Below are 24375 nucleotides of genomic sequence, written 5' to 3'. Positions count from 1 at the left end.
GGTGTCCTGCGTTGGATTCGAACCAACGGCCCCCTCATTAAAAGTGAGATGCTCTACCGACTGAGCTAGCAAGACATTTGTTTAAAAAAGAATTGAGATTATACAAAAAACATTATTATATGTCAAGAAAAAATTAAATTTTAAATCAAATTAAAGCTATTTTGTCCGCTGTTTCTAAGCGAAAAATATAAAATTTTATTTTTAAATTTTATAAATTTAAAGCCAAAAATTCTTATAAATTTAAACCATTTTTGCTTTGTAACCCAACAAGCAAAACTCCTTTGAGCACACAATATGCTTAGTGGCAAATTTAATTCTCGCCTAAAAATCTTACAGCTGTTCTTCTTGCTTTTTCTATCTTTTTGGCGTCTTGATTTTGGACTGCACTAGAAGATATCCACTTTTTATCAAACAAAATTTGGGCTGCTTCTATCATAATTGCGCAGGCGTATAGATCTTTTTCGCTAGAGATGCCTTGCAAAAATGCAGCTTTTGTTTTATCTCGCAAGATCTCTTGGCTAACTCTGTGAAACGACATCTGCATAAGGCTAGCTGCTGCCCAACCCCTGCAAAGGCTATCTTTGCTTTTTAACATCTCGCTTATCAAAATATCTATTTGCTCTAACGTGCCAACCCAACCAAGCGCTATTATAAGCTTGCGGCGAAAGGCATCATTTGTCCCTAAAAAAGAGGTGATTTGAGGGATAAGGCGGTCACAAAATGTGGCATAAAAGTCTCTATGCTTAGATTTAGTAAGGATTTGCGCTATAAGATAGATGGTTTCTATTTTTAGTTTTTGATCGCTCTTTTTGGCTAAACGCTCAAACAAAAACTCTAGCCCAGCGCCTCCATGCCTATCAAAGCTACTCTCTAAATTTAACTGCCCGCCCTCTTGCCACTCTTTGCAAATGAGCTCATAGTGATACGCTATCTCATCACTTGCGCTTAAATTTGCTATAAATTTGATCCTTTTGCCATCTAAGAAATTCTCTTTTTTAAGCTCTAGATACTCTCTTTCAAGATCATTTAAACTTAGCACTAAATTTTACTTTATCATCTCAAGTTTGGCTTTGCAGGCATCTTTGTAAGCACTTGTGAAATTTGAGCCAACGCATTCGTTTAGATAAGGCTTAGCTAGCTTATACTGCTTTTGTCTGATGTAAATTTCACTTGCTAAATTTAGAGCATGCAAGCGGTCTTCTGGCTCAAGCTTCATATTTAGTATAAATTTCGCCTCATCAAGCGCCTCGTCAAGATTATCTGTCTTTAGCGAAGCCTCTGAGTAGTCAAAATTTAGCTTTGGCGAAAAGGTATTTATCTTGGCCCTAGTTTGCAGCTCAAGCGCCTTTTTAGCGTAGGTTGCAGCGATAGCATAGTCGTTGCTCTTCATCGCGTAGTCACATATAGCCGCATACGCCTCGATGATCTTAAAGTCCTGTCCTCTTAGCTGCTCGATCGCGCTAATCGTAGAGACTGCCTCGGTAAAGCGCTTTAGCGCAAGCAACGAGTAAAATCTATCAAAAAGCGATGGCGTAGGATCTGAGTACTCGACCGCTGAGCCAAGCGAGAGCGCGTCATTTGCCGCAGTGATCGCATGCTCGTAGTCTTTATTTTTATATAAAATTTTGCTCAAATTTACCAGCCACTCGACCCTATCTTCTAAATTTTCATCCTTAACATGTGCCTTTGCAAGCTCTAGCGCGTCGTTATAGCGCGCCGTTCTAAAGTAGCAGTTAAATAGCTTAAACTGTGGCAAAGAGACCTTGCTCACATCGTAGTTTTCTAGTAAATTTACAACCGCTGTGCAGTCATCTTTTATGAAAAACTCTTTTGTTAGCTCAAGCGCGGCCTCATTTACTAGCTCCACCGCCTTGCTTAAATTTTCATCTTTTGCGAGATTGTTATAAGCTAGCGCATCGGCAAATTTACGCTCTTTTAGATCAAGCTCAAGCTCGCTAATTAATGCCTTTTGACTGATATTTGTGCCAGCATATTTTTCGATGAGATCTTTATATCTTGCGTGAAGTGCGGTGGCATTTTTGTCGTCCTCTTCAAAAAATAGCCCATCCTTTGCCTTAGCGACCTCATCGATATAATCGCCATATTTAAACTCTTTTTCATATCTGTTTAGATACTCATACGCCCTTTTTTCATCTTTGGTTTTGGCTAAATTTAGCGCTAAATTTTTTAATGCTGCCTCGTAAAAGTCTTTTGTCCTGTCGCTATTATTTACCAAAATTTCATAAATTTTAGCAGCCACGTCTGGCATATCTTTGCTGGCAAATGTATAGGCTAAATTCATCGATTTTGTCGGATCGTTCATGAAAAATTTTTCATTTGCATTTGCGATCTTTAGTACAAATTTCTTCGCCTCGTCAAATTTCTCTTTATCGATATTTGCGTCCGCTAGGCTTAGTGCAGCTCTACTTGCGAGGTCGATGTCGTTTGTAGAGTAGAGTACCTTTTCATAGTCGCTTAGCGCCTCTTTTTGCCTGCCTATTTTATATAGGTAGTCAGCATAATCAAGCGTGGCAAGCTTTGTAAATTTAGACTCTGCGTGCTCTTCACTTAGTATGTCAAGCATATATTTTGCATCACTTGCGATGCTATCTTTGAGGTAAGCTCTGGCGATGAGATATAGCACCTCAGAGTAGTTCTCATCAGAAGGGAATTTTCTTATCCAAGCTCTGCCCTCGCTTACGATGTCCTTTGGCTCAAGCCCCTCAAACTCGCTCTTTGTCTCAAAAATTTTATCAAGCGCTCTTAGTCTAAAAAGTAAAAACTCACTTGAGAAAAGACTAGCTGGGTGCCTTTTCATCGCTGTTTGCGTATCTTTTACCACGCTTTCATAAGCGCCCTTTTCGTAAGCTCTTTTTATATTTATGTAGATGTCTATATCATTGCTATCAAGCCCAGTGATAGGTGCTTTGTTAAGATCAAGCGCTCCGATGCTTGGACTTAGCATATCTCTAAAATCAGGCGAAAAATTTAGCCCAGATACTCTTTTGTTATTTTCACTAAGCGAAGTGTCGATGATGATGCTAAAGTGCTTTGAGATGGTCGTCTTTGGCGTATCTTGCACGCTTGGACTGCTGTAAAGCTCAGTTTGAACATTTAGAAGTTTTGAGGGTGCTTTTGGCATGATAACGATGAAGAGCTTGCCGTCTTGCTTTTTATATTTTATGTCCATTAAAGGCAGCGTCGTATCTTCGATCTTTGGCAAGATCCCATCATCGAGCATACAAACGTAGCGCTTCGTATCATAGGCTAAAATTTGCTCCACACATTCAAATTCTTTCTCGTCGCTTAGCTGAAGGACGCTATAAGGCTTATTTGCGTTTGCGCCGCTGTTTAGGCTAAGGCTAAAGGCGGATAGATAAAGCGGTAAAAATAAGATGGTTAAGAGCTTTTTCATGCCGCCATTATAGTTAAATTTTCTAAAATCCTGAAGCAAAGACAAAATGCTCGATAAATTCCAAAATCGCTCCAGAAAATAAAAAGGCAAAGACCGTGCCAGCAACGGCAACTCCAACGATCACTTTTAGCGCCATCGAGACGTTTGAGATGTAGATATTTTTATCTTTTACGATAGGCTCTTTTAAAAACATAAAGACGATGAGCTTTAGGTAGTAATAAATAGCAATCGCTGAGTTTATCATGATGATGAGGCTAAGCACGACGTAATCAGACTTTATGAGCGATGAGATAAGCACCATCTTGCCCCAAAATACGCTAAAAGGTGGTATGCCAGCAAGGGCGATCATGAAAATTCCCATTATCACGGCGTAACTTGGCAAAATTTTAATAAGGCCTGAAAATTTCTCATACGGGTGCTTAAAGCGCTTGTCCCAGCAGACGACGTCGTCGCACCTTGCGACCCAGAGCATAGAAAATGCGCCCAAATTTGCAAACAAAAACATGATCCAGTAGAAAAACAAGGCGACATTTGCCTCGTGAGAATTTGCCACAAGCGCGCAAAGCACGACACCAGCGTGAGCTATGGAGCTAAAGGCCAGCATCCTTTTGACGTCTTTTTGCACTAGCGCCATGATGTTTGCAAGGCTCATCGTAAGCACGGCGATGATGTAGAGCATATCTTTTATCCATGAAATTCCAGAGCCCTCAAGCATCGCAAAAATTCTTAACGCGACGATAAAGCCCGCCACCTTTGGCACGATCGACATATAGCCAGCTAGTGGGGCATTTGAGCCCTCATAAACGTCTGGGATCCATGTGTGAAATGGTATGAGTGAGAGCTTAAAGCCAATGGCTGAAGCGATGAAAACGCAACCAAGCAAGATTATTAAATTTTGATTTAGGCTAAGATCTTTTATGACAACGCCGATACGAGCGATGTCTATTGAGTTTGTTGCGAGATAAAACATCGCTATCGCCATCGCAAAAAAGCTAGCTGAGAGCGAGCCCATTGCGAAGTATTTGATGGCAGCCTCGACGCTTTTTGCCTTGTTGTGAAGGGCGATTAGGGTGTAGAGGCAAAGCGAGCTGATCTCAAGGCCTAAAAAGATGATGAGTAGGTTGTTTGAGCTCACCATAAACAAAAATCCAGCGATCATAAATAAAAATAGCGCGTAGTACTCGTAAATTTTATACTCAAAATACTCTTTTGTGCTAAGTGCCAGCGGGATGAAAAGAGCTGAGGCGATTAGGATAATGATCTGCGAGATGATAGAAATTCCATCAACTAAAAGCATATCCCAAAAGCTTAGGCTAAGCCCGTTAAAATCAAGCGTAATACCTAAATTTACAAATATGGCGATGATGCAAAATACGCAGTAGAAATTCCTCGAAAGATCCTTTTTTATCGCTCCAACTATGAGAATAAAAAGTGCAAAAACCATCATGCTTAGCATCGGTGAGAGCGATTGTAGCGAGATCTCGTTTAGGTCTAAAAAGGCTATTTCGTTCATAGTTTGCTCCCACCATTTAAAGATGAAATTTTATCCTTTGTGCCGCTATTTACAGCTCTAGTTTGCATTTTGCTTATGATATTTTGCACGCTTGGCTCAAGTGGTTTTAGGATCAAATTTGGTGCGATACCAAGAGCGATTATGAGCAAACAAAGTGGCACAAGAGCGGCTAGCTCTTTAAAATTTAGATCTTTTAGGCTTAAATTTTTCTCTTTGCACTCGCCAAAAAAGACCCTTTTATAAAGCACCAGCATATAAACAGCGCCCACGATGATACTAAAGCCACCAAGTAGCGCAAAGAGCTTGTTTAGCTTAAAGACGCCAAGCAAGCTCAAAAACTCGCCTACAAAGCCGATCGTTAGCGGCAGGCCGATACTTGCAAGAGTTGCTATAAAAAATATAAGCGCATACTTTGGCATCACCTTAGCAAGGCCGCCAAATTCGCAAATTTCTTTGGTGTGAGCCCTCTCGTAGATGACGCCAACTAACAAAAATAGTGCGCCGCTTACGATACCGTGGCTTATCATTAAAAATATCGAGCCGCCAAGGCCTATTAAATTTAGTGAAAAAATGCCAAGCATGATGACGCCCATGTGTGAAATGGAGCTATAAGCGATCACTTGCTTCATGTCGCTTTGCGCGTAGGCAACGAGGGCTGCGTAGATGATCATGATGATGGCTATGACGCAGACAAAGCCACTTAAAAGCAGGCTCGCATCTGGAAAAAGTGGGAGTGAAAATCTCACAAAGCCGTAAGTACCCATCTTTAAAAGCACGCTAGCAAGTAGCACTGAGCCGATCGTAGGAGCCTGTCCGTGCGCGTAAGGAAGCCACGTGTGAAATGGAAATAGCGGAGTTTTCACGCCAAAAGCAAAGAAAAATGCTAAAAATAGCCAAATTTGAGCATTTTCTCCGATGCCAAGCTTGTACCAATCAAGCAGGTTAAAGCTAAAGACGCCGCTTTTTTGATAGCACAGATATCCGATAAAAATGATCGCTACTAGCATAAAGACAGAGCCTAAAAATGTGTAGATGAAAAATTTAATCGCAGCGTAAATTCTATTTTTACTGCCAAATGCGCCGATGATGTAAAGAAGCGGTATGAGGCTAAGCTCCCAAAAGCTGTAAAACAAGATCATATCAAGCGCGCTAAAGACGCCCATCATCGTGCTCTCTAAAAATAGCACGCTAATAACCAGGTGCTTTAAATTTCCATCATCACTAAGTGCGGCGATAGAGATGAAGCTCATAAATGCGCTAAGGACTATAAGCACAAGCGAAATGGTGTCGATGCCCACAAAGTAGCTGATATTTAGGCCTGGTATGAGCGAGACTTGATGCGTTAAAACAAAGTCATAACCCTGAAAATCAACATTTACGCAGATAAAAATAGCTAGTAAAAGCTCGATTAGCGCGATGCTTGCTCCATAAAATTTGATGCTTTTATTTTCTATCAAAAAGCCAAGTATTGCGCTTATGGCTGGGAAAAATATGATGACACTTAGCATTATTTGGCTCCGTTTAATAAAAATATAAAGCTTAAAAGCAAGGCAAATCCAGCGACCATAAATCTAAGCATGATGCTTAGATCGCCACTTTGCATTTTGTTTGCAAGATATGCAAATTTAGTTACCAAAAGTGCGACAAAATCGACACCTCTATCAACTATCATCTCATCAATTTTCTTGCAAATTTTAGAGATTAAAGCGTAGCCATTTATAAAAAATTTCTCATAAAATTTTGGTATAAAGTAGGCATTTTGCAAAATTTTATAAACTCTACTTTCACAAATGCTCTCTTTAAAAATTTCTTTTTTATAGGCAAACACAGCAAAGCCAGCGCTTGCAAGCACTAAAGTAAGCGTTAAAACGAGTAAGAAAATTTCACTGCTGTGAGATAAATTTAGTTTAAAATCCCCAAGGCTAGCACCCAAAAACTCGCTAAAGTTACTCCAGAAAAAGCCGCTGATGACTGAGAGAACGCCAAGCATGCTCATACCAACAAGCATGTAGTTTTTGGCTTCATGTGCGTGAGTGTCGCTCTTTGGCCTTGCAAAAAATACTAGCATGACAAGTCTAAAGCTATAAAATGCCGTAAGTACTGCGCCAAAGAGCAAGACGGCCCACAAAATTTGATCTTCACTAAAGGCGACCTCTAAAATTTTATCTTTTGAAAAAAAGCCAGCAAATGGGTAAAATCCAGCCAACGCGCAGCTTGCGATGATAGAAAGAAGTGCAGTTGGCTTCATAAATTTATAAAGTCCGCCCATTTTTTTGATATTTAGCTCGTCATTCATCGCGTGCATAACGTTGCCAGCGCACAAAAAGAGAAGTGACTTAAAAAATGCGTGCGTGACAAGGTGAAAAAGTGCGATCTTATACGCCCCAAGTCCAGCGGCTACAAACATATATCCAAGCTGTGAAAGCGTCGAGTAGGCGATTATCTTTTTAAGGTCATTATGCACTAGCGCGATGCTTGCGGCAAATATCGCTACAAATGCGCCAAGGCAGGCGATAAAGTGCGAGACTTCAGGCACGTTTGCAAAGATGAAATTTGCGCGTATGACTAGATAGACGCCAGCTGTTACCATGGTCGCAGCGTGGATGAGCGCAGAAACCGGCGTTGGTCCCTCCATGGCGTTTGCAAGCCATGTGTGAAATGGAAACTGCGCACTTTTGCCCATGGCGCCTATGAAAAGAAGTGTGGCGATGACGCCTAAATTTAGCCCAGAAAGGTCGCTTCTAGCGTTAAAAACCTCGCTAAATTTAAGCGAGCCAAAGCTATAAAATATATAAAAGATGCCAACAAGCATGGCAAGATCAGCCACTCTGTTCATCACGAAGGCTTCGTTTGCAGCGACGTTTGCGCTAGGTCTTTTATACCAAAAGCCAATGAGCAGCCACGAGCAAAGTCCAACGCCCTCCCAGCCGATAAAGAGCCCTATGAAGTTATCGCTTGAGACAAGGACGTTCATGCAAAAGACAAAGAGCCCCAAGTAGCTAAAAAAGCGGTTAAAACTCGCGTCATCTCTCATGTAGCCAATGGAGTAGATATGCACGATGCTAGCGACCACGCCCACGGTGCTAAGCATCACAAGGCTGATCGCGTCAAGGTAGAAGCTAAAGCTAAGATCGAGCGAGCCTAAGTTTATAAACTCTTTTAGGGTTAAATTTAGTGGCTCATCTACGCTAAGACTAGCCGTTAGCATGAGTGAAGCTGTGGCGCTAACGATCATGAGAAGCGAGCAAAAAAGACCGATAAATAAATTCTTACTGCTATGCGAAAAGATACCAGCTATGATGAAGCTAAGAAGCGGGAAAAATAGCGAAATACAAAATAAAATCATCTCTTAGCCTTTCATATTTGTCATTGAATCTAAACTGATGCTGCCAGTCTTTTTATACCAAAGCACAAGCAGTCCAAGTCCCACAGCGACCTCGCTAGCGGCGATAGCTACTATGAAAAAAGCGATGATCTGCCCAGTTAGGTCAAAGTAGTATTTTGAGATAGCTGCAAGCGCGATGTTTGCTGAGTTTAGTAAAATTTCGCTTGAGAAAAATAGCATTATCAAATTTCTTCTTCTCATTATGCCAACTAGCCCTATGACAAAGACCAGACTTGCTAGGATGAGGTAGTGAGTAAGGCCTATCATAGCATCTCCTCAAATTTGCTTTGCGCGTCTAGGTCTTTGTGTATCAAGATGATGCCAGCCACCATCGCTACAAGTAGCATGATAGCGCACATCTCAAAGGCTAGCAGATACTTGCTAAAGAGTAAAATTCCAACCGCTTCGATGTTGCCAAGATTAGCGAGGGTAGAATTTACCACCTCTTGCTTAGCTCTATAAATCGGCGCTAAAAAGATAAATATCAAAAGAAGCGCTATGAAGCTGCTTAAAAGATAGACGATGATCTTTGCTTTTTTGCCACTTTTTGGCTCGCACTCCTTGCTGGTGTCAAAAAACATCATCGCAAATGCGTATAAAACGACCACCGCGCCTGTATAGACGACGATTTGCACCACACCTAAAAACTCAGCCCCAAGCAAGAAAAATATAGCTGATATAAAAACCATGCCAGCAGCTAGCGCAGAGACTGCATTTAGGGCGTTTTTACAAAGCACACTAAAAGAAAAACTAACTAATATAAGGGCGCTAAAAAGATAAAATGCAAAGCTCTCATACATCGCTTGACCCTTTTAAATTTATATCCATCGTTTCTGCCTTATCTTCATTTGTAAGCGCATTTGGCGTCTTTTTTACTAGGCTATTAGCATTTTTAGGTAGTGCGCCATAGCCCTCAAACTCAGCTTGATCTTTTAAAAATTTATCATCTGTTAAAAACTCAGCCTTTGTGCCAAAGAGGATTTTGTTTTCACTTGCGACCTCGTACTCTTGCCCGCAAACTATGGCAAGCTCAGGACAGACATCAGCGCAAAATCCGCAATAGACGCACCTGCTTAAATTTATCGTATAGCTTGCGACCTTTTTGCGGCCATCATCGCCAAGTGAGGTCTTCATCGAGATGCAGTTGCTAACGCAAATTTTCTCACATAATCCACAGCCTATGCAGCGCTCATTTTCGCTTTCAACAAATTTTAAAAGTCTATGAATTCCCCTATATCTGGCGTTTAGCTGCATCTTTTGCATAGGGTATTTTAGGGTGTGCGACTTGCTAAATAGCATCTGCTTTAGCGTGATCTTTAGCCCCACCAAAAGATCAAGCTTAAAAGTAGCGGCGATGAAGTGCTTAAATTTATCAAATGCCCCTTTTGGCTCTATCTTTTCGTCTATCAAAATATATCTTTTCTCGCTCATTTTACGCCTTAGATAAGTAGTGCAAAGCCGGTGATTACGACATTTAAGATGCCAAGCGGAAGTAAAATTTTCCAGCAAAGCATGCTAAGCTGATCGACCCTTAGATGCGGCCACGACGCCCTCGTCCAAAGAAAAAAGAAAAAGACTAGGCTTGATTTTAAGATGATCATCAAAGCGCCTGGGATAAATAAAAACTCATTAAAACCGCCCAAAAATAAAAGCGTGATGATGATACTTGCTGCGATCATGTTGGTGTATTCGCCGATAAAAAACATCGCCCATCTCATGCCGCTATACTCGGTGCCGTAACCTGCTACGATCTCAGTCTCGTTTTCTGTTAGACAAAATGGCGTTCTGTTGCACTCCACAAAGCTTGCCATCACAAAAAGCACGAAAGCAAGGGGCTGCTTGAAGATGAGCCAGTTAAAGATGCCTTTTTGGTAGTTGTTTATATCAACTAGTGAGAGCGAGCTAGTCACCATGACAACGCTTAAAAGTGCCATGCCAGCGACCACTTCGAAGCTAAGAAGCGCTACAACTGCGCGAGCGGCGCTGATTAGTGCAAATTTATTGTAGCTTGCAAGGCCTGCTGCAAGTGGCGAAAAGACGCAAACCGCTGCCACGCCAGCGATATACAAAACGCCCACGTTTATATCTGCAAGTATCGGTCTAATCGTATGCCCAAAAACCTCAAACTCTGGCAAAAATGGCACGGGCGCAAGCGCTGCAAATGCCGCGATAGCAGAGATGAGAGGGGCTATTAGAAAGATAAATTTATTTGCATTTGCTGGCACGATGTCCTCTTTTGTAAAGAGCTTTATCATGTCAGCCACGATCTGAAGCACGCCAGCAGGCCCCACCATATCAGGCCCCACACGGCGCTGCATGTAGGCTAGCACCTTTCTTTCAGCATAAGTCGCAAGCCCTGCAAGGCTAGCCATGACGGCCAAGATGACGACTGCTTTAACAATAGTTGTTATCACAAAAAATAGCATTTCACTCATTCTCTGCCTTTATTATTTTTACGCTTGCGTAACTCTTGCCCTCAAAAATGGCGCTTACATCAAGCTTATCATCGTAGTCGCCAAGATAGGCTGCCACGCCTCCTAGCTCGCTATCAAGCTCCACGCAAATGGCAAGCTTTTGCCCATTTTTTTCTAAAATAACCGCTTCATTTTGTGAAATTTCAAATTTAGCCATAAACTCGCTACTTGCGTAAAGCACTGCGCGTTTAGCTGTCTGGCTGGCATAGTTTGCAAAAAATGAAGGCAGATTTATAGGATTTGCAAGGCTTATTAGCACTTCGTCCTCTTTTAAATTTAGCCCATTTTGCTCTTTAAAAAGTGGCTCTATGTCCTCTTTTGGCGTGAAATTTGAAATTTCAAGCTTGTAGCCTCTGTGGCTTGTGCCGTCATTTGCGTAAAAATTTTCTAAATTATCAAATTTAACGCCCTTATAGCCCTTCTCCTTTGGTAGCTGTGCTGTATAATCAATCGTATTTTTAGCCACCAGTCCAAGCGCATTTGCGATATCGTTTAAGAAGTAGCCATTATGAGCTAAAGCCGCATTTGTCGGCACTACTTCGTTATTTATACTTGTAAATGTGCCCTCTTGCTGATTTAGCGCACCAGCGTCAAGATCGCCCTCAAAAATGCTAAATTTAAACTCGCCCATTTCGTTGTATCCTAGCGTCTTGCCAGGCTTTTTCTCGTATGAAAGCGTGCAAATTTTAGCCACGCCAAGCGAGTTTGTGCGAGGCGGTATGAGCATCACAGCAAAAGGCGTAGCTTTTGCGATCACTCCAGCAAGAGCTGCAAGTAAATTTGCATTTTCATGAGCGTAAAAGTCGCTACCTAAAATGAGCATAAATTTAGCCTTACCCTCGCTAAGAGTTGCCACTTCTAAGCCAAAGTTTTCATCAAATTTTTCAACTCTTGCCTGAAGTGCTGCTGGTAAATTTTCACCCCAGTTTTTAAGCACAAAGAGTAAAATTTGCTCCAAATCCCCAGCCTCATAGCTCACACAGGTGAAATTCTTTGAAAATTTCTTCACCACCTCATCAGCGATGTGATGAAAGTAAATTCCACTAGCTTTATTCATCTTAAGAGCGTTATTTAGCTTATAGCTTGTAACTGGGCTCTCGTGGCGCAAGAAGCTACCAGCAGAGATGATAAAGTCGCTATTTTTTAGGCTCTCATAGTCTGCATTATATGAGCTAAGACCACTAAATTCGCTAAAAATATTTAAGAAATTTTGAAATTTAAAAGCCTCATCGTTTAATAAATTTAGATCAAATTTCTCTCTCAAGCGCTCCAAAATAAGCGCCTCCTCGTTTGTTATGAAGCTATTAAATTTTATATTTTTTATGTTGCCGTTTTTTAAATTTGAGATGAGCTCGTTAAATTTCGTCTCATTTTTGCGGGCATTTTCGTTGTGAAAGTCGTAAGCAAACCTTGCTGCACCGCTGATCTCACCAAAGTGAAAGTCGTTGCTGACACGATAAATTTGCTTGCTTCTATCGCTAGTGCTTTTCTCTTTTACGTCATAAAAAATGAGCTCGCAGTCGCTTTGGTGCGGATTTGCCGCTGGGACGCGGCTTAGCTCCCAGATATTTGAGCTATACTGGAAATTTGAGCTAACAAGTGCGCCAACAGGGCAGACGCTGATACACTCGCCGCAAAATGAGCAGTCCAAATTTTCGCCCACACTTGAACCAATTAGGCTCTTTTGCATCTTACTAAAGACGGCGTAGGCATCTTTTGGCATGCTCTCTTTTAGCTCTTTTGGCACCTCAACGCCCCTTGGCACCGTTTTTAGCGCGCTCTCGCCGATCTTATCTTTGCAAACCGTCACGCACCTCTCGCAGACCACGCAAAGGGCTGGGTCGTAGTTTATTAGCCCCCATTTTTTGTGCGGTTTGTGCGTGTCAGTAATGGCAAAACTTTGCTCATTTACATTTAAATGCGTTGTTAAATTTTGCAATTCACACTCGCCACTTTTGTCGCAAACACCGCATTGAAGGGGGTGATTGACGCAGTAGGTCTGCATGATCGCATTTCGCTCAGCAGCTATCTCAGGCGTGTTTGTGTAAATTTGCATATCCTCTTTGGCTTTGGCGTTGCAGCTATAGACCACTTTGCCGTTTGCCTCGACCATGCAAAGCCTGCAAGCAAGCGTTGGCGAACAGCCACTAAGGTAGCAAAGCGCAGGGATGTAGATGCCATTTGACCTTGCGATGTTTAGGATGCTCTCGCCCTCGTTTGCCTCTAAAATTTGATCGTTTATGGTGATTTTCATTTGCTAACTACTACTTGTTTAAATACATATCCATCAAAATTTTTTGCGCCAAGCAGGGCAACCGTGCCTTTTAGCGCTCGATCAAGCCTAAATTTAGCGCTCACATTAAAGTCTTTTGCCTTTAAATTTAATGTTTCGCCATCCTTTGCCTTTGCCACGATGCCAAACTGCACGCCGCCCACGATCTCATCGCTTGCGTTTTTGTTTAGATAGACGACCGCTCCGTCAAAATTATCAAGCTCTCTTAGTTCGCCAACTTCGCCGCCTACTGCAAATTCTCTCACTTCGCCGCCTGCTAAGACGACATTTTTACCTAAAATTTCAAGTAGCCAAAAGATCGCATCTTTATCTGGATGAGTAAATAACGAGTCATCGATGATCACGTTTTTAACGTCCTTTATCCACTCGCCAAGCTCCTCAAACTCCTCCTCTCCCACATTGCACTCGCCACTTATCAGCCCATCATCAAGCTCCTCGAAAAACTCATTTTGCACCAAATTTGCATACTTGCAAAGAAGCGCCAAGACGTAGCTTATCGATCCTATCTCGCAGCGGATCAAATTTTTACTGCCAAGCTCGTTATCTTCAAAGCATGAGATGTATTTAAACTCGTGCTCTTTTATCTTTTTTGCTAAATTTTTGTCGCTCAAACTTAGTAAATTTGCGATACTTAGGCTCTTGCCTGCTACTAGATCATTAAATTTCATATCTTGCCCTTTTTTATCGTTAATGCCCAATCAACTTGGTTAAATTTAAGCGAGTTCATCACCTCGCAGTTTAGGTTATAAGCCAAATTTACGGCCTTTGTTACGCCGCTGTAATCTCCTATCTCAAACAAAAATATCACCACTTCGCCTGGCTCGCTAGCCTTTATCTGCTGTCCAAGAGCGCTTAAAAACTCGCCCTTTAGATGCCTAAGATCGACCCTTCTCATCTATCAACCTCGCCTAAGATGATATTTGTGCTGCCAATTATTGCAGCCACATCTGCCACGTACTGCCCAACTAGCATATCTTCATAAATAGCGCAGTGCCAAAAGCTTGGCGTGCGAATTTTTAAGCGGTACGGGCTTGCGCTGCCGTCTGAGTTTATATAAATTCCAAGCTCGCCCTTTGGCGACTCGCTAGCAAAGTAAATTTCGCCCTTTGGTGGCTTTAGCCCCTGAGTTATCAGCACAAAATGCTGCATCAAAGAGTAGTTTTGGCTCATTATCTGCTCTTTTGAGGCGCTAACAAACTCTGGTGCGTCGGCGATGATAGCGGGGCTACTTGTCTGATACTTGCTAACGCACTGCTTTAAAATTTTCACGCACTCGCGCATCTCTTTCATATAAAGTAGATATCTTGCGTAGCAGTCGCCCTTGGTGGCGTAAGGCACGTCAAATTCTAGCTCGTCGTAGATGAGATATGGCTCTTCTTTTCTGATGTCGTGCGCGATGCCACTTGCTCTTAGCATGACGCCAGAGCAGCCGCTACTAAGGGCTAGCTCTTTGCTAACTACGCCCACATCTATTAGCCTTGCTTGCCAAATTCTATTTTCACTTAGCAGATCTTCGTAAAGCGTGATGTCGCTTGGAAATTTCTCGCAAAATTTAAGCAGCTCCTCGCACCAGCCATCAGGCAGATCAAGCGGCACGCCACCGATCCTTATGGAGCTATGCGTTAGCCTTGCGCCGCAGTATTTTTCTATGAGATCAAGGACATATTCGCGCTCTCTAAATGCGTATAAAAAGACGCTCATAGCCCCCACGTCAAGGGCGTGCGTAGCTAAAAATAAAAGGTGCGAGCTGATGCGGTTTAGCTCCAAAAGCATCACTCTAATGATCTGCGCACGGCGAGGCACTTCTATGGCGCAAAGCTTCTCCACGGCCGCGCAAAATGCGTAGTTATTCGCACTCGATGCGATGTAATCGACCCTGTCAGTTACTGGGATAAATTCCTGATAGGTCATATTTTCAGCCATCTTTTCAACGCCACGGTGCATAAAGCCAACCTCTGGCATAGCGCGCACGACCTTTTCTCCGTCAAGCTCAAGCACGAGTTTTAGCTGGCCATGTGCGCTTGGGTGCTGCGGGCCAAAATTTAGTATCATCTTGCCGTCATTTTGCTCAAATTCTAAATTTTCAAAAAATGGTTTTAAGCGGTTTGGTGCCTGGCTCAAGGTCTTTCCTTTACTATCTGGCTTTGGTTAAATTTAGCCTTTTTGACAAATCTCACGCCGCCTTCTTCTTGATACTCGTACTCTTCATTTTCATCAAACACTCTTGAAAATCCAAAGGTATCTTTCTCATCCACAAAGGCTGGGTCGCGGTTCTCTTCGCCGATCTGCTCTCTAAACTCACGTCCAAAAATTTTATCCACCTCGTACCATTTAGCAGCCTCGTCGCCAACTAGCGGATAGCTTTTTAAAAGCGGGTGCGAGTGCCAGTCATCAGGCATTATAAGACGCTTTAAATTTGGATGATCTTTGATTAGAACACCGCTTAGATCATACATCTCGCGCTCAGCCCAGTTTGCGCTTTTATAAAGCTCGCAGACGCTTTTTAGTATTTCGTCCTTTTTTACAAAGCACTTTACTCGCGTGCGCCTATTTTTGCTAACACTTAAAAGCTGATAAAATACCTCGTATCCGCCTTTTTGAGCTATATAATCAACCGCAGCAAGCTCACAAAGCTGCTCGTAGCCAAAGCCTTTTAACGCTTCAAGTGCTTTAAAATTTTCACTAGAATTTACGTAGAGAACAAGTTGGTCAAACTCCACGTAGCTAGATAAAATTTGCACTCCGCTTCGCTCTAAAACCGCGAGCTCTTCGTCAAATTTAGAGCCACTTGCTGCTTCTTTTGGCGTCTGCTTGGCGATATAAAATTTCTCGCTGTAGTACTGCTTTTTTTGCAGGTCGTTTTTTGGCTTATATTCTCTCATATTTCAAGCTTTCTTGGCTTTTGCGCCCTAAATGCACTTTGCTTTCTTATCTTTTTTTGAAGCATCATAAGTGCGTACTGAAGCGTCTCTGGGCGCGGGGCACAGCCTGGGATGTAGATATCAACAGGTATTATGCGATCGACACCTTGAACGGTTGAGTAGGTGTTAAACATGCCTCCAGTGTTTGCGCAGCTACCCATCGAGATGACCCACTTTGGCTCAGGCATCTGATCGTAAAGGCGCCTTGTAAATTCAGCGTGCTTTTTAGTTAACGTGCCAGCTATGATCATCACCTCTGAGTGCCTTGGACTAGCACGAAAAATAGTGCCAAATCTATCAAAGTCATATCTGCTAGCGCCACTTGCCATCATCTCGATCGCACAGCATGCAAGCCCGTAGCTAAGCGCCCAAAGCGAGTTGCTCCTGCCCCACTGCACGAGCTTATCAACGGTTGTTAAAACTACTGGCAGACCGCCATTTGCAGCGTAGTTTATCTGATGCTTTGCCATTTAAAGACTCCTTTTTGCCAAGCGTAGGCAAAGCCGATGAGTAAGATCGCTACAAAAAGCAACATCTCGATGAGCCCAAATAGCCCAAGCAGCCTAAAATCCACCGCCCACGGATACATAAAAATGACCTCAACGTCAAATAAAATAAATAAAATTCCATAAAAAAAGTAGTGGATATTTATCTTATTTGGCTGTTTTACGGTTGTCGGTCCGCACTCGTAAAAGCCCACTTTTAGGCGCTCGGTGTTGCGATTGGCTAGCTTTTTGCTTATTTTTGAAGATAAAAATGTTATCAAGCTAAACGAACAAGTAGCTAACAAAAGTATGATAAAAGCGCCAAGATAGGTGCTGTCAAGCTCTGAGTGTGACATACTTCGCCTTTTTTAATTTTTCAAAATTCTACTAAATTTAAATTTATTTGATCTTGAAATAGCTCAAGAGTAGCGCACTCAAATCTCTTTTTGTGTAAAAAATACTCTTATTTTATCTTCTCAACGGCGTCTTTTGCAGCACTTATGCGCTCAGCCTCATCAAGCTCGCGCACAAAGCCATCTTTTACTAAAATGATCCTAGTTGCCACGTCAAAGTAGCTATCATCGTGGCTTACGGCGATGACGCTTATGCCTTTGCTTTGTAAAAACGGCAAAATTTCTTTGTAAAATTTACGCTTAAATAATGGGTCTTGATCGGCCGCCCACTCATCGAGGATAAGGATAGAGCGGCGCTCTAATATGGCTATTAGCAGGCTTAGGCGCTTTCTCTGACCAGTTGAGAGCTGCGTAGTGCTAAGCTTATTATCAATGACACTTACCTTTTTGTCGATCTCAAGCATGGCTAAAAGCTCATCTATATCACTTTGGCTGGCAAAACCATCATGCGAGAGTGTCTGTGAAAATAGATAAAAATCAGCAAAAATAGCGCTTATCTTTGCTTGGTAGCTTTGTAAATTTGCCTCATCTATCTTTGTGCTATCAAGGTAAATTTCGCCGCTGCTTGGGCGGATAAGTCCGCAAAGAATGTTTATAAGCGTGCTTTTGCCGCTGCCATTTTTACCGATGATAAATGTTATCTCGCCGCGTTTGATCTCTAAATTTACATCATTTAGGCTAAATTTGCCGTGGTCGTAGTTGAAATTTATATCTTTTAGCCTGATGCTTTGCCACTCATCGCTTAGGCTATCGTCAAATTTAAAGCCTTCTTTAAATTCATTTAAATTTAAGTTCATGATCTTCTCTAAGCTCACCTTTGCGCTAAGTGCGGCCGGTATGGAGCCAACCATGCTCATAAATGAGCCTCTTAAAAAGAGTATCGTAAGGCTTATGCTAAGTGCTGTTTGCAGGCTCGCCCAGCCAAATGCCACGCACAAAAATACGCAAAGACCGACCGCGCCAAGAAGCATTACATTTGTGAAATTATCACTTAGTGCGTGAAATACGTCAGCCTTTACCATGCTTTGGCGCTTCTTGTCGCCAGTTAAATTTAGCTCGTCAAAGCAAATTTGAGCTCTTGCTCTGTTTAGACTAAGCTCTCTGTGTCCCTCAACGATGTCGTCGTAGTGCCTTTGCAGCGCGTCATCTTGCGTCCTTGAGTCTTTAAAATAGAAGTGAATTTTCTTCATAAAAAGCGTGTTTATAAAAAGTGTCGCACCGATCCAAACGGCTAGAAATATAAAAACTTTTGGCGCGATCACGCAAAGATAGATGCTAGCACAAATGATGAAAACTAGGCTTTGTATGAAGCCAGTAGCGCTCATAAAGGCAAATGTGATCGTTTTTATGTCGTTGTTTAGACTTGCTATGATCTTTGCCTTGCCGATCTCGTTTATCACGCTATTTGGCGTGTCTAAAATTTGCTTTACGCTTTGATATCTAAGCTCGTAGATAAATTTATGCCCAAAATTTGTAAGTGAGATGTTTGCAGCAATGGCACTTAGAAAAAAGAGGAGCAAAACAACTATAAATTTAACCGCCAAAGGAGCGTTAAATTCTTTTAAATTTACAAGTTCGTTGTTTATAAAAGAGAGCGTCCAGACGCCAAGCCCACTAAAGGCGAGCGTCAGGATCACTATTTTGATTATTGAAAGAAGATTGCTTTTTATTAAATTCGCAAGCATTACATGGCAGCACGTGGCTGGATGATGTTTTGATCAAATTTTTGCTCGGTATTTTCACTCATGATGTGAAGCACTTTGCTGCGTTTGATCTTCGCGTCATCCTTAAATATCGCGCGCACCTTGTCCATGCCAGCGTAGAAGTCACGCATGAGCACGACGCAGATGTATTTGCCAAAAAATGTTGGCTTGATAACGCCATTTTCTTCGTAGATCGCATTTACTAGTTTTAGCAAGCTAAGCTCGACAAATAGGTCTTTGTTGATGTTTGCGTTGTTTTGCTCATTGTAGGCTTTGATATCAACAGCACCGTCAAAAAGCCTTGTTAAAAATGTATATTTTAGTCTCTCTTTTTTGCTAAATGCGCATTTTGCGATGACTGGGCTTTGTCTTTCTTTGACCTTTCTGCCGTAGTCAAGTAGGTTAAAGGCATTTATCACAAGCTCGCCGTTTAAGAAGCTAAATGCGCCACTACCAACGCCCACGTACTCTAAATTTGAGCCTACATATTCGTCGCGAAGGTCTGCGCTTTTTTCATTTGAAAATGCCCAAGCGTTGCTTTGTCTATATCCGCCCTTAGCAAATTCACTCACGATGATCTTGTAAAATTCGCGCTCATTATCGACGTTTGAGACGCCAAGTGCGCGAGCGATGTTCTCTCTTGTTAGCTCTGATTTCATTAGCGGATAGAAGGTGATTTGCTGTGGAGAGATCGATTTTGCAGTGTTTATGTCGTTTATTAGCTGCTCTTTTGTTTGATTTGGTAGGTTAAAGATGAGATCTAGGCTGATGACTGGTATCTTGCCGATAGCCTGCTCAAGCTTTCTTTTTGTCTCTTTAGCTGAGCCAAATTTCTCATATCTGCCAACCCTTTTTAAAGTCTCATCATCAAAGCTTTGCACGCCTACGCTTAAGCGGTTGATGAGCCCATAGAAACGGCTTAAACTCTCTGGTGAGATGTGATTTGGGTCGCTCTCTGCTGAGATGTCCTCTATGCTAAAGAGATCTTTTGCGAGTTTTAGCGTCTTTTCAAGCTCTGGCTCGTTTATAAGCGTCGTACCACCGCCCACATAAAGCGATGTAAAGTCAAAGCCAGCCTCTTTTATCTGCCTCATCTCCTCGCGTAAATTTTCAAAGTAAATTTTCGCAAGCTCCTGCTCGTAGTGGTACTTGTGAAACGAGCAATACGGGCAAAATGTGTGACAAAATGGCACGTGCGCGTAGAGCATATATTTTTTGTCTTTTTTTGGAGTTTTGGTATAAGTCGTGTTTAAAATGTCTATGTTAAATTCGTTATATAGCGATTTTTGTATAGAATTATGAGCGTAATTTACAGCAAAACTCTCAACAATATTTTTAAAAATCATAATTAATCGCCTTAAATAAGTTAGTTTTAATTTAATCCATTAGGATAGCCAAATTTTAATAAATTTAGCCTTGCATTAACGTAAATTTTGAGTAAAAAATGCAATCATTTTTTAAATTTTCTATTTTTATAAACCTGCGATTTTTACATATCTAGCTCGCTTTTGCTCTATAAATTTAAGCTTAACCTACTTACTCTTTTACCCTTGAAATGACCTTGCTTGAGTCAAGCTCAAATTTCACTCCATCTTTTGTCTGCAAGTAGTAAAATTTACCGATATTGCAAAGTGACTTCACGTCATAAATTTTAACCGCCTTTTCATCTATCTCGCAAGGCGTTTGCTCTTTGCCTTTTGTCTCGCAAAGTGAGCTAGGTAGCGCTTTTAACGCACTTTTATCTACAAGCAAAAATTTATAATCCACATCGCCTATGTTAAAGGTTTTTGCTGTGTATTTGATAAACAAAAGCGAGTTTGAAACGATCATAAGCAAAAGCGCAGCGTAAAAAACAAATGAAAAATCCTTTGTCTCTTTGATGCTAGCAACGCCTAGCACAAAAGAGAGCATAAACGAGCAAAAGAGTATCCAAAGTGCCAAAAATCCGCCATCTTTTAAGACGACAACCGAAATGATAAAGAGCAAAAGCATGAGAAATGACAAAAGATAGATGATGAAATTTGATCTATCTTTAAAGAAAACTGCCAAATTTACCCCAGTATAAGAGAGCAAAAGTAGCGATAAAATGGCACCCCAGCTGTAGTTTAGCTTGAATGCTGCAAAGGCTAAAATAGCAAATGAGATGAGCGTTAAAAAATAGATGAAATTTGAGCTATAAAAAAATAGAAATTTCGGCTTTTTAAATTTATATTTTTTATCGTCATTTTGGTAAAGGTAGGAGACAAAGACCAAGATAGCGATCTCAAAAGCCGTCACGATCGCGGTCGCACAAAATAGTAAGATGCCTGTAAATATCATCTCTGAGCTATCTAAACTCGGAAAATAGCCGATCTCAAAGCCAAAATACAAAAAGTAGCAAAGCATGCTGACGACTGGGACGATGAAATTTGAGTGCTTAAAGAAATTTGTAGCGCACTCTTTTATGAAATTTGCCTTTAAATTTGCCGAGTGCTCGCCAAGACGGCTCTCAAAATACGAATTAAAAAGCAGCTCATTTTTTATCTTTTCAAGGCGCTCCTCGTCGCTATTTGCTACGTCTTTATAAATTTCATAGTTTTTGTCTTCAAAATCCTTTGTGATCTCATCTTTTATATCTAAGATCACGAAGCAAATTCGCTCTTTTAGCTCCTTTAACTCCTTTGAAATTTCAGTGTAATTTGTCCTATTTAGCTTTAAATAAAGCTCGCATTCGCTTTCTAAAAGTGCTATTAGCCTACCTTGTTTGCTGCCTATGATATGAGAGTTTAAAAATCTAGCCTTAATGAAATTTATAAATTTACTAGCCTCTTTTACGCTCTCATCTTTTTCATCTAAAATGTCTTGATAGCTCAAATTTTACCTTTCTAATATAGGACCTGGTGTAATTTTACTAGCATCAAGTTTGAATTTTACTTTTTTATCTGTTGTGTTATTATCTGCTTCCAAATAATAAAATTTTCCAAGGGTTGAAAGTGCTTTAATATTATAAATTTTTATGATATTATCTGCTTCTTTTTCATTATAATATGTCTTGCTGACATTGCAATCTTTGTTGCAAATTTCTACCGGTAAAGTCTCTTTTATGCTTTTTTCAATACTTAAATATTTGTATTTAATATTTCCAAGATCAGAAATTTGGATAACTTTGTCATTTATTAGGCAAAGCAATATAAAATTAATAGCAATAAAAGCATAAAACCAAAACCTAAAATAATACAAATTTTTTTCTAACACTAGAAAAATAAGTAATATTATTGCCAATAGTATAAAAGCTATAACTATACTCTCTATAGAATCATTACTTACTCTGATATAAATCGATAAAAATATTACAAATGGGCTAAATATAGATATAAAACCATGAAGAGCTAGTAGCCAAAACTGCTCAGTTTTAAAAATCATTAATTTATGACTTTCTGTTTTAACACACAAACCAATGTATATAACAAGAACATCAATAGCATAAAAAACAATAAAACATAATTCTGAATTTTTTGAAACCCAACTAATGTCTTTTAGTATCAAAATAATTAATAATACCGATAAAAATATCGAAAAAAGAAAAACTGACAAGATACCTTTAATATCTCGCATACAAAAAATAATACCTATTTGTATTATCGGCATAATATATAATATAAATAGTAAACTAAGGCCCGCTAAAGCTAGCGAAACTAAAAGTGAAAAAATATCGCCACTTTCAAGCATCGGAATATAACCTATATTTTTGTTAAGCACAAAATATATTATAAAAGGAGTCAATCCCAAAAATGTTATTATGCTTTTATAGTGATTTTTTATAAAGTTAAATTTTTCTATAATAAATTTTAACTTTTGTTGATCTTTATACTCTATAAAAAATCTATCCAATGATTGTTTTTTTGTGGTATTACTTTCAGGAATACCTTGTTTTTCTAATATAACAATTTGCCTATAAATTTTTTCATCAAGATTCTCTACGGATAGTGTTGATTCTTTATAATTATCATACTTTAATTCTAAGTATTTTTCTTTCTTCTCTGAAAGTAACTTAATTAAAGTTGAAATACCACTAGTTTGCAATGAAATGTCTTTGAGTTCTTTAATAAAATTGTCGCAATCTTTAATAACTCTATTTTTATCTTCAACTAATCTCTCAAAGCTTTTCATATTTCAAAACCTTTTTTTATTTAAAACGCCTATTAAAATTTACAAATTTAACTATCCAAGCACCTTTGCGATTTCGCTCCAGCCTATTTGCTTAGCAAGTTCGGCTGCAGTTTTGCCACTTTTTGTGCGGGCGTTTTTGCTAGCGCCGTTTTCTAGCAAGAGATTTACGATCGTTAAATTCCCAGCAAGTGCCTCATGGTGAAGCTGCGTAAAACCAAGCTCGTCGGTGTCTGCGACCATGCTTGGATGCGCTTTTATATACTGCTCCACCTGGCCGCGCATATTTTTGCTCATCGGATGCTCTATCAAATTTTCTGGATGCTCTTTTTGCTCGAAAACCACCAAAATATCTTTAAAATCGCCAAAATCAAGCCCCCAAGCCGCATCATGCTCGGCTAGCTCATCTTTTTGCATGCGTGAGCGCATCGCCTGCACGCTAAATCCGCCATAAGCACGTCCATCTATCGCAAAGAGCCAGTCGCTCATATCGGTAAATTTTGCGCTTATTTGATCGCCAACTTTGACGTTTTGCACGCTATCTGGCTCATTTACGAGCGTGCCATATATCGTCTCGCCGTCAAATTCAACATCATTTACCCACATGTGCTCGCCCACCTCTTCGCCGTTTATGACGTCTAAAAAGCAAATTTTTACCATCGCATAATCAAGCATAGGCGCGATCCTGCGGCGCTCCCAGTAAAGCTCACGCCAAAAATACTTAAAGCTCTCTCTGGCTTGCTCAAATGCGCGCTGCATGTAGTCTTCGTCGCTACTTACAAAATAGATCGGCATCTGCTCGCCAAGGTCTATTTGCTTACCAAGAATTTTTTCAAAAAAGCCCATTTTTACTCCTTTTTAGAATTTAGATAGATCAAATTTAAATAAAACGATAAGGCGAAATTTCACCCACGAATACGCCAAATTTTAGATATAAAAACCATGTAAAATTTCACAAATTTATCCAAGCAACTTACCAAATTTAAACATGAAAATCAAGCGTCTTTTTCGCAAAATTAGGCTAGGCGATTTAAATTTTTGTGATGGGAGTTACCGAGCGGGTAATGACCGAGCAAAAATTTGAATCAACAACGCATAATGAAGCGAAAATGTGCGCTATTTTAGGTTTTTAAAGCTTATCGGAAGCTCTAAATTTAACCCCCTAACGAGCTTTATACACTCCTGCAGATCGTCTATGCTTTTGCTTGTCACTCTGATCTCTTCGCCCCTGATCTGCGCGCTCACCTTGATCTTTGAGTCTTTGATCGCTTTGGTTATCTTTTTTGAGTTTTCGCCGTCAAGCGTGTCGTTTAGCTTTAGCGTAGCCTTTAAATTTCCACCGCTCGCTGGCTCTCTTTTTGTCTCTGTGATCGCTACTGGCGGGATGTTGCGCTTGATGAGCTTTGAGATGACGATGTCTTTTAGCGCGTCGATTTTGTTATCGCTTGAGCTAAGAAGCGTTATAAATTTCTCTTTTTCATTTAGCTCTACCTCAGCCGCAAGCCCCTTAAAATCATACCTCGCAGCGATCTCTTTTTTAGCCGTCTCAAGAGCGTTTTTAACCTCCATCATATCGACCTCGGCACTTATATCAAAGCTATGTTCGGTTGCCATTTTTATCCTTTCA

Annotated in this window: 22 protein-coding genes and 1 tRNA gene; all 23 read right to left on the bottom strand. The window is 40.6% G+C overall.

What is annotated here, in order from left to right:
• Positions 1-2: 2 nt before the first annotated feature.
• The 23 genes from CVT14_RS01265 to CVT14_RS01155 all read right to left on the bottom strand — a co-directional run bounded on the left by CVT14_RS01265 (position 3) and on the right by CVT14_RS01155 (position 24362).
• Positions 3-75, bottom strand: a tRNA-Lys gene (locus CVT14_RS01265).
• 235 nt (positions 76-310) lie between these two features.
• Complete coding sequence (locus CVT14_RS01260) at positions 311-1039, bottom strand: HEAT repeat domain-containing protein (protein ID WP_107849491.1); 729 nt, start codon at positions 1037-1039, stop codon at positions 311-313.
• Positions 1040-1045: 6 nt separating this feature from the next.
• Positions 1046-3415: a tetratricopeptide repeat protein gene (locus CVT14_RS01255; protein WP_107849497.1), complete on the bottom strand. Its 2370-nt coding sequence runs from the start codon at positions 3413-3415 to the stop codon at positions 1046-1048.
• Positions 3416-3437: 22 nt separating this feature from the next.
• On the bottom strand, positions 3438-4928 hold the full coding sequence (gene nuoN, locus CVT14_RS01250) for an NADH-quinone oxidoreductase subunit NuoN (protein WP_107849490.1): 1491 nt from the start codon (positions 4926-4928) through the stop codon (positions 3438-3440).
• Positions 4925-6436, bottom strand: coding sequence for an NADH-quinone oxidoreductase subunit M (locus CVT14_RS01245; RefSeq protein WP_107849489.1), 1512 nt, complete (start codon positions 6434-6436; stop codon positions 4925-4927). Before CVT14_RS01245 ends, nuoN begins: the two co-directional genes overlap by 4 nt.
• The gene (gene nuoL / locus CVT14_RS01240) at positions 6436-8274 is read right to left on the bottom strand and encodes an NADH-quinone oxidoreductase subunit L (protein WP_107849488.1); all 1839 of its coding nucleotides are present in this window, start codon (positions 8272-8274) and stop codon (positions 6436-6438) included. Before nuoL ends, CVT14_RS01245 begins: the two co-directional genes overlap by 1 nt.
• Positions 8275-8277: 3 nt before the next feature.
• The gene (gene nuoK, locus CVT14_RS01235) at positions 8278-8580 is read right to left on the bottom strand and encodes an NADH-quinone oxidoreductase subunit NuoK (RefSeq protein ID WP_004317991.1); all 303 of its coding nucleotides are present in this window, start codon (positions 8578-8580) and stop codon (positions 8278-8280) included.
• Positions 8577-9113, bottom strand: a complete 537-nt coding sequence (locus CVT14_RS01230) for an NADH-quinone oxidoreductase subunit J (RefSeq protein WP_107849487.1) — start codon at positions 9111-9113, stop codon at positions 8577-8579. Before CVT14_RS01230 ends, nuoK begins: the two co-directional genes overlap by 4 nt.
• On the bottom strand, positions 9106-9744 hold the full coding sequence (gene nuoI, locus CVT14_RS01225) for an NADH-quinone oxidoreductase subunit NuoI (RefSeq protein WP_107849486.1): 639 nt from the start codon (positions 9742-9744) through the stop codon (positions 9106-9108). The genes CVT14_RS01230 and nuoI overlap by 8 nt, the downstream gene beginning before the upstream one ends.
• Before the next feature lie 8 nt (positions 9745-9752).
• On the bottom strand, positions 9753-10748 hold the full coding sequence (gene nuoH / locus CVT14_RS01220) for an NADH-quinone oxidoreductase subunit NuoH (protein ID WP_004318044.1): 996 nt from the start codon (positions 10746-10748) through the stop codon (positions 9753-9755).
• Complete coding sequence (locus tag CVT14_RS01215) at positions 10741-13041, bottom strand: NADH-quinone oxidoreductase subunit G (protein ID WP_107849485.1); 2301 nt, start codon at positions 13039-13041, stop codon at positions 10741-10743. The genes nuoH and CVT14_RS01215 overlap by 8 nt, the downstream gene beginning before the upstream one ends.
• Positions 13038-13748 carry a hypothetical protein gene (locus CVT14_RS01210; RefSeq protein ID WP_107849484.1) on the bottom strand — a complete coding sequence of 237 codons (711 nt, stop codon included), beginning with the start codon at positions 13746-13748 and terminating at the stop codon, positions 13038-13040. The genes CVT14_RS01215 and CVT14_RS01210 overlap by 4 nt, the downstream gene beginning before the upstream one ends.
• A complete protein-coding gene (locus CVT14_RS01205) occupies positions 13745-13975 on the bottom strand; it encodes an NADH-ubiquinone oxidoreductase subunit E family protein (RefSeq protein ID WP_021088253.1) in 231 nt (76 codons plus the stop codon). Before CVT14_RS01205 ends, CVT14_RS01210 begins: the two co-directional genes overlap by 4 nt.
• On the bottom strand, positions 13972-15201 hold the full coding sequence (gene nuoD, locus CVT14_RS01200) for an NADH dehydrogenase (quinone) subunit D (protein WP_107849483.1): 1230 nt from the start codon (positions 15199-15201) through the stop codon (positions 13972-13974). The genes CVT14_RS01205 and nuoD overlap by 4 nt, the downstream gene beginning before the upstream one ends.
• Positions 15198-15962, bottom strand: coding sequence for an NADH-quinone oxidoreductase subunit C (locus tag CVT14_RS01195; protein WP_103603159.1), 765 nt, complete (start codon positions 15960-15962; stop codon positions 15198-15200). The genes nuoD and CVT14_RS01195 overlap by 4 nt, the downstream gene beginning before the upstream one ends.
• On the bottom strand, positions 15959-16471 hold the full coding sequence (locus CVT14_RS01190) for a NuoB/complex I 20 kDa subunit family protein (RefSeq protein WP_012001120.1): 513 nt from the start codon (positions 16469-16471) through the stop codon (positions 15959-15961). The genes CVT14_RS01195 and CVT14_RS01190 overlap by 4 nt, the downstream gene beginning before the upstream one ends.
• Positions 16453-16842, bottom strand: a complete 390-nt coding sequence (locus CVT14_RS01185; protein WP_012001119.1) for an NAD(P)H-quinone oxidoreductase subunit 3 — start codon at positions 16840-16842, stop codon at positions 16453-16455. The genes CVT14_RS01190 and CVT14_RS01185 overlap by 19 nt, the downstream gene beginning before the upstream one ends.
• A 107-nt stretch (positions 16843-16949) precedes the next feature.
• Positions 16950-18584, bottom strand: coding sequence for a multidrug ABC transporter permease/ATP-binding protein (locus CVT14_RS01180; protein ID WP_107849482.1), 1635 nt, complete (start codon positions 18582-18584; stop codon positions 16950-16952).
• Positions 18584-19948 (bottom strand): coproporphyrinogen III oxidase family protein, encoded by a 1365-nt coding sequence (locus CVT14_RS01175; RefSeq protein WP_021089448.1) that lies wholly within the window; start codon positions 19946-19948, stop codon positions 18584-18586. The genes CVT14_RS01180 and CVT14_RS01175 overlap by 1 nt, the downstream gene beginning before the upstream one ends.
• Before the next feature lie 190 nt (positions 19949-20138).
• Positions 20139-21455 (bottom strand): hypothetical protein, encoded by a 1317-nt coding sequence (locus CVT14_RS01170; RefSeq protein WP_021089476.1) that lies wholly within the window; start codon positions 21453-21455, stop codon positions 20139-20141.
• 3 nt (positions 21456-21458) lie between these two features.
• Complete coding sequence (locus CVT14_RS01165) at positions 21459-22751, bottom strand: hypothetical protein (protein ID WP_021089481.1); 1293 nt, start codon at positions 22749-22751, stop codon at positions 21459-21461.
• 51 nt (positions 22752-22802) lie between these two features.
• The gene (locus CVT14_RS01160) at positions 22803-23594 is read right to left on the bottom strand and encodes a DUF2314 domain-containing protein (RefSeq protein ID WP_021089487.1); all 792 of its coding nucleotides are present in this window, start codon (positions 23592-23594) and stop codon (positions 22803-22805) included.
• Between the two features lie 270 nt (positions 23595-23864).
• Complete coding sequence (locus tag CVT14_RS01155) at positions 23865-24362, bottom strand: YajQ family cyclic di-GMP-binding protein (RefSeq protein WP_021089472.1); 498 nt, start codon at positions 24360-24362, stop codon at positions 23865-23867.
• Positions 24363-24375 lie beyond the last annotated feature (13 nt).

Source organism: Campylobacter concisus, assembly GCF_003048445.1.
In the GTDB taxonomy this organism is placed as follows: domain Bacteria; phylum Campylobacterota; class Campylobacteria; order Campylobacterales; family Campylobacteraceae; genus Campylobacter_A; species Campylobacter_A concisus_BF.
This window is presented reverse-complemented; position numbering and strand designations above follow the sequence as displayed.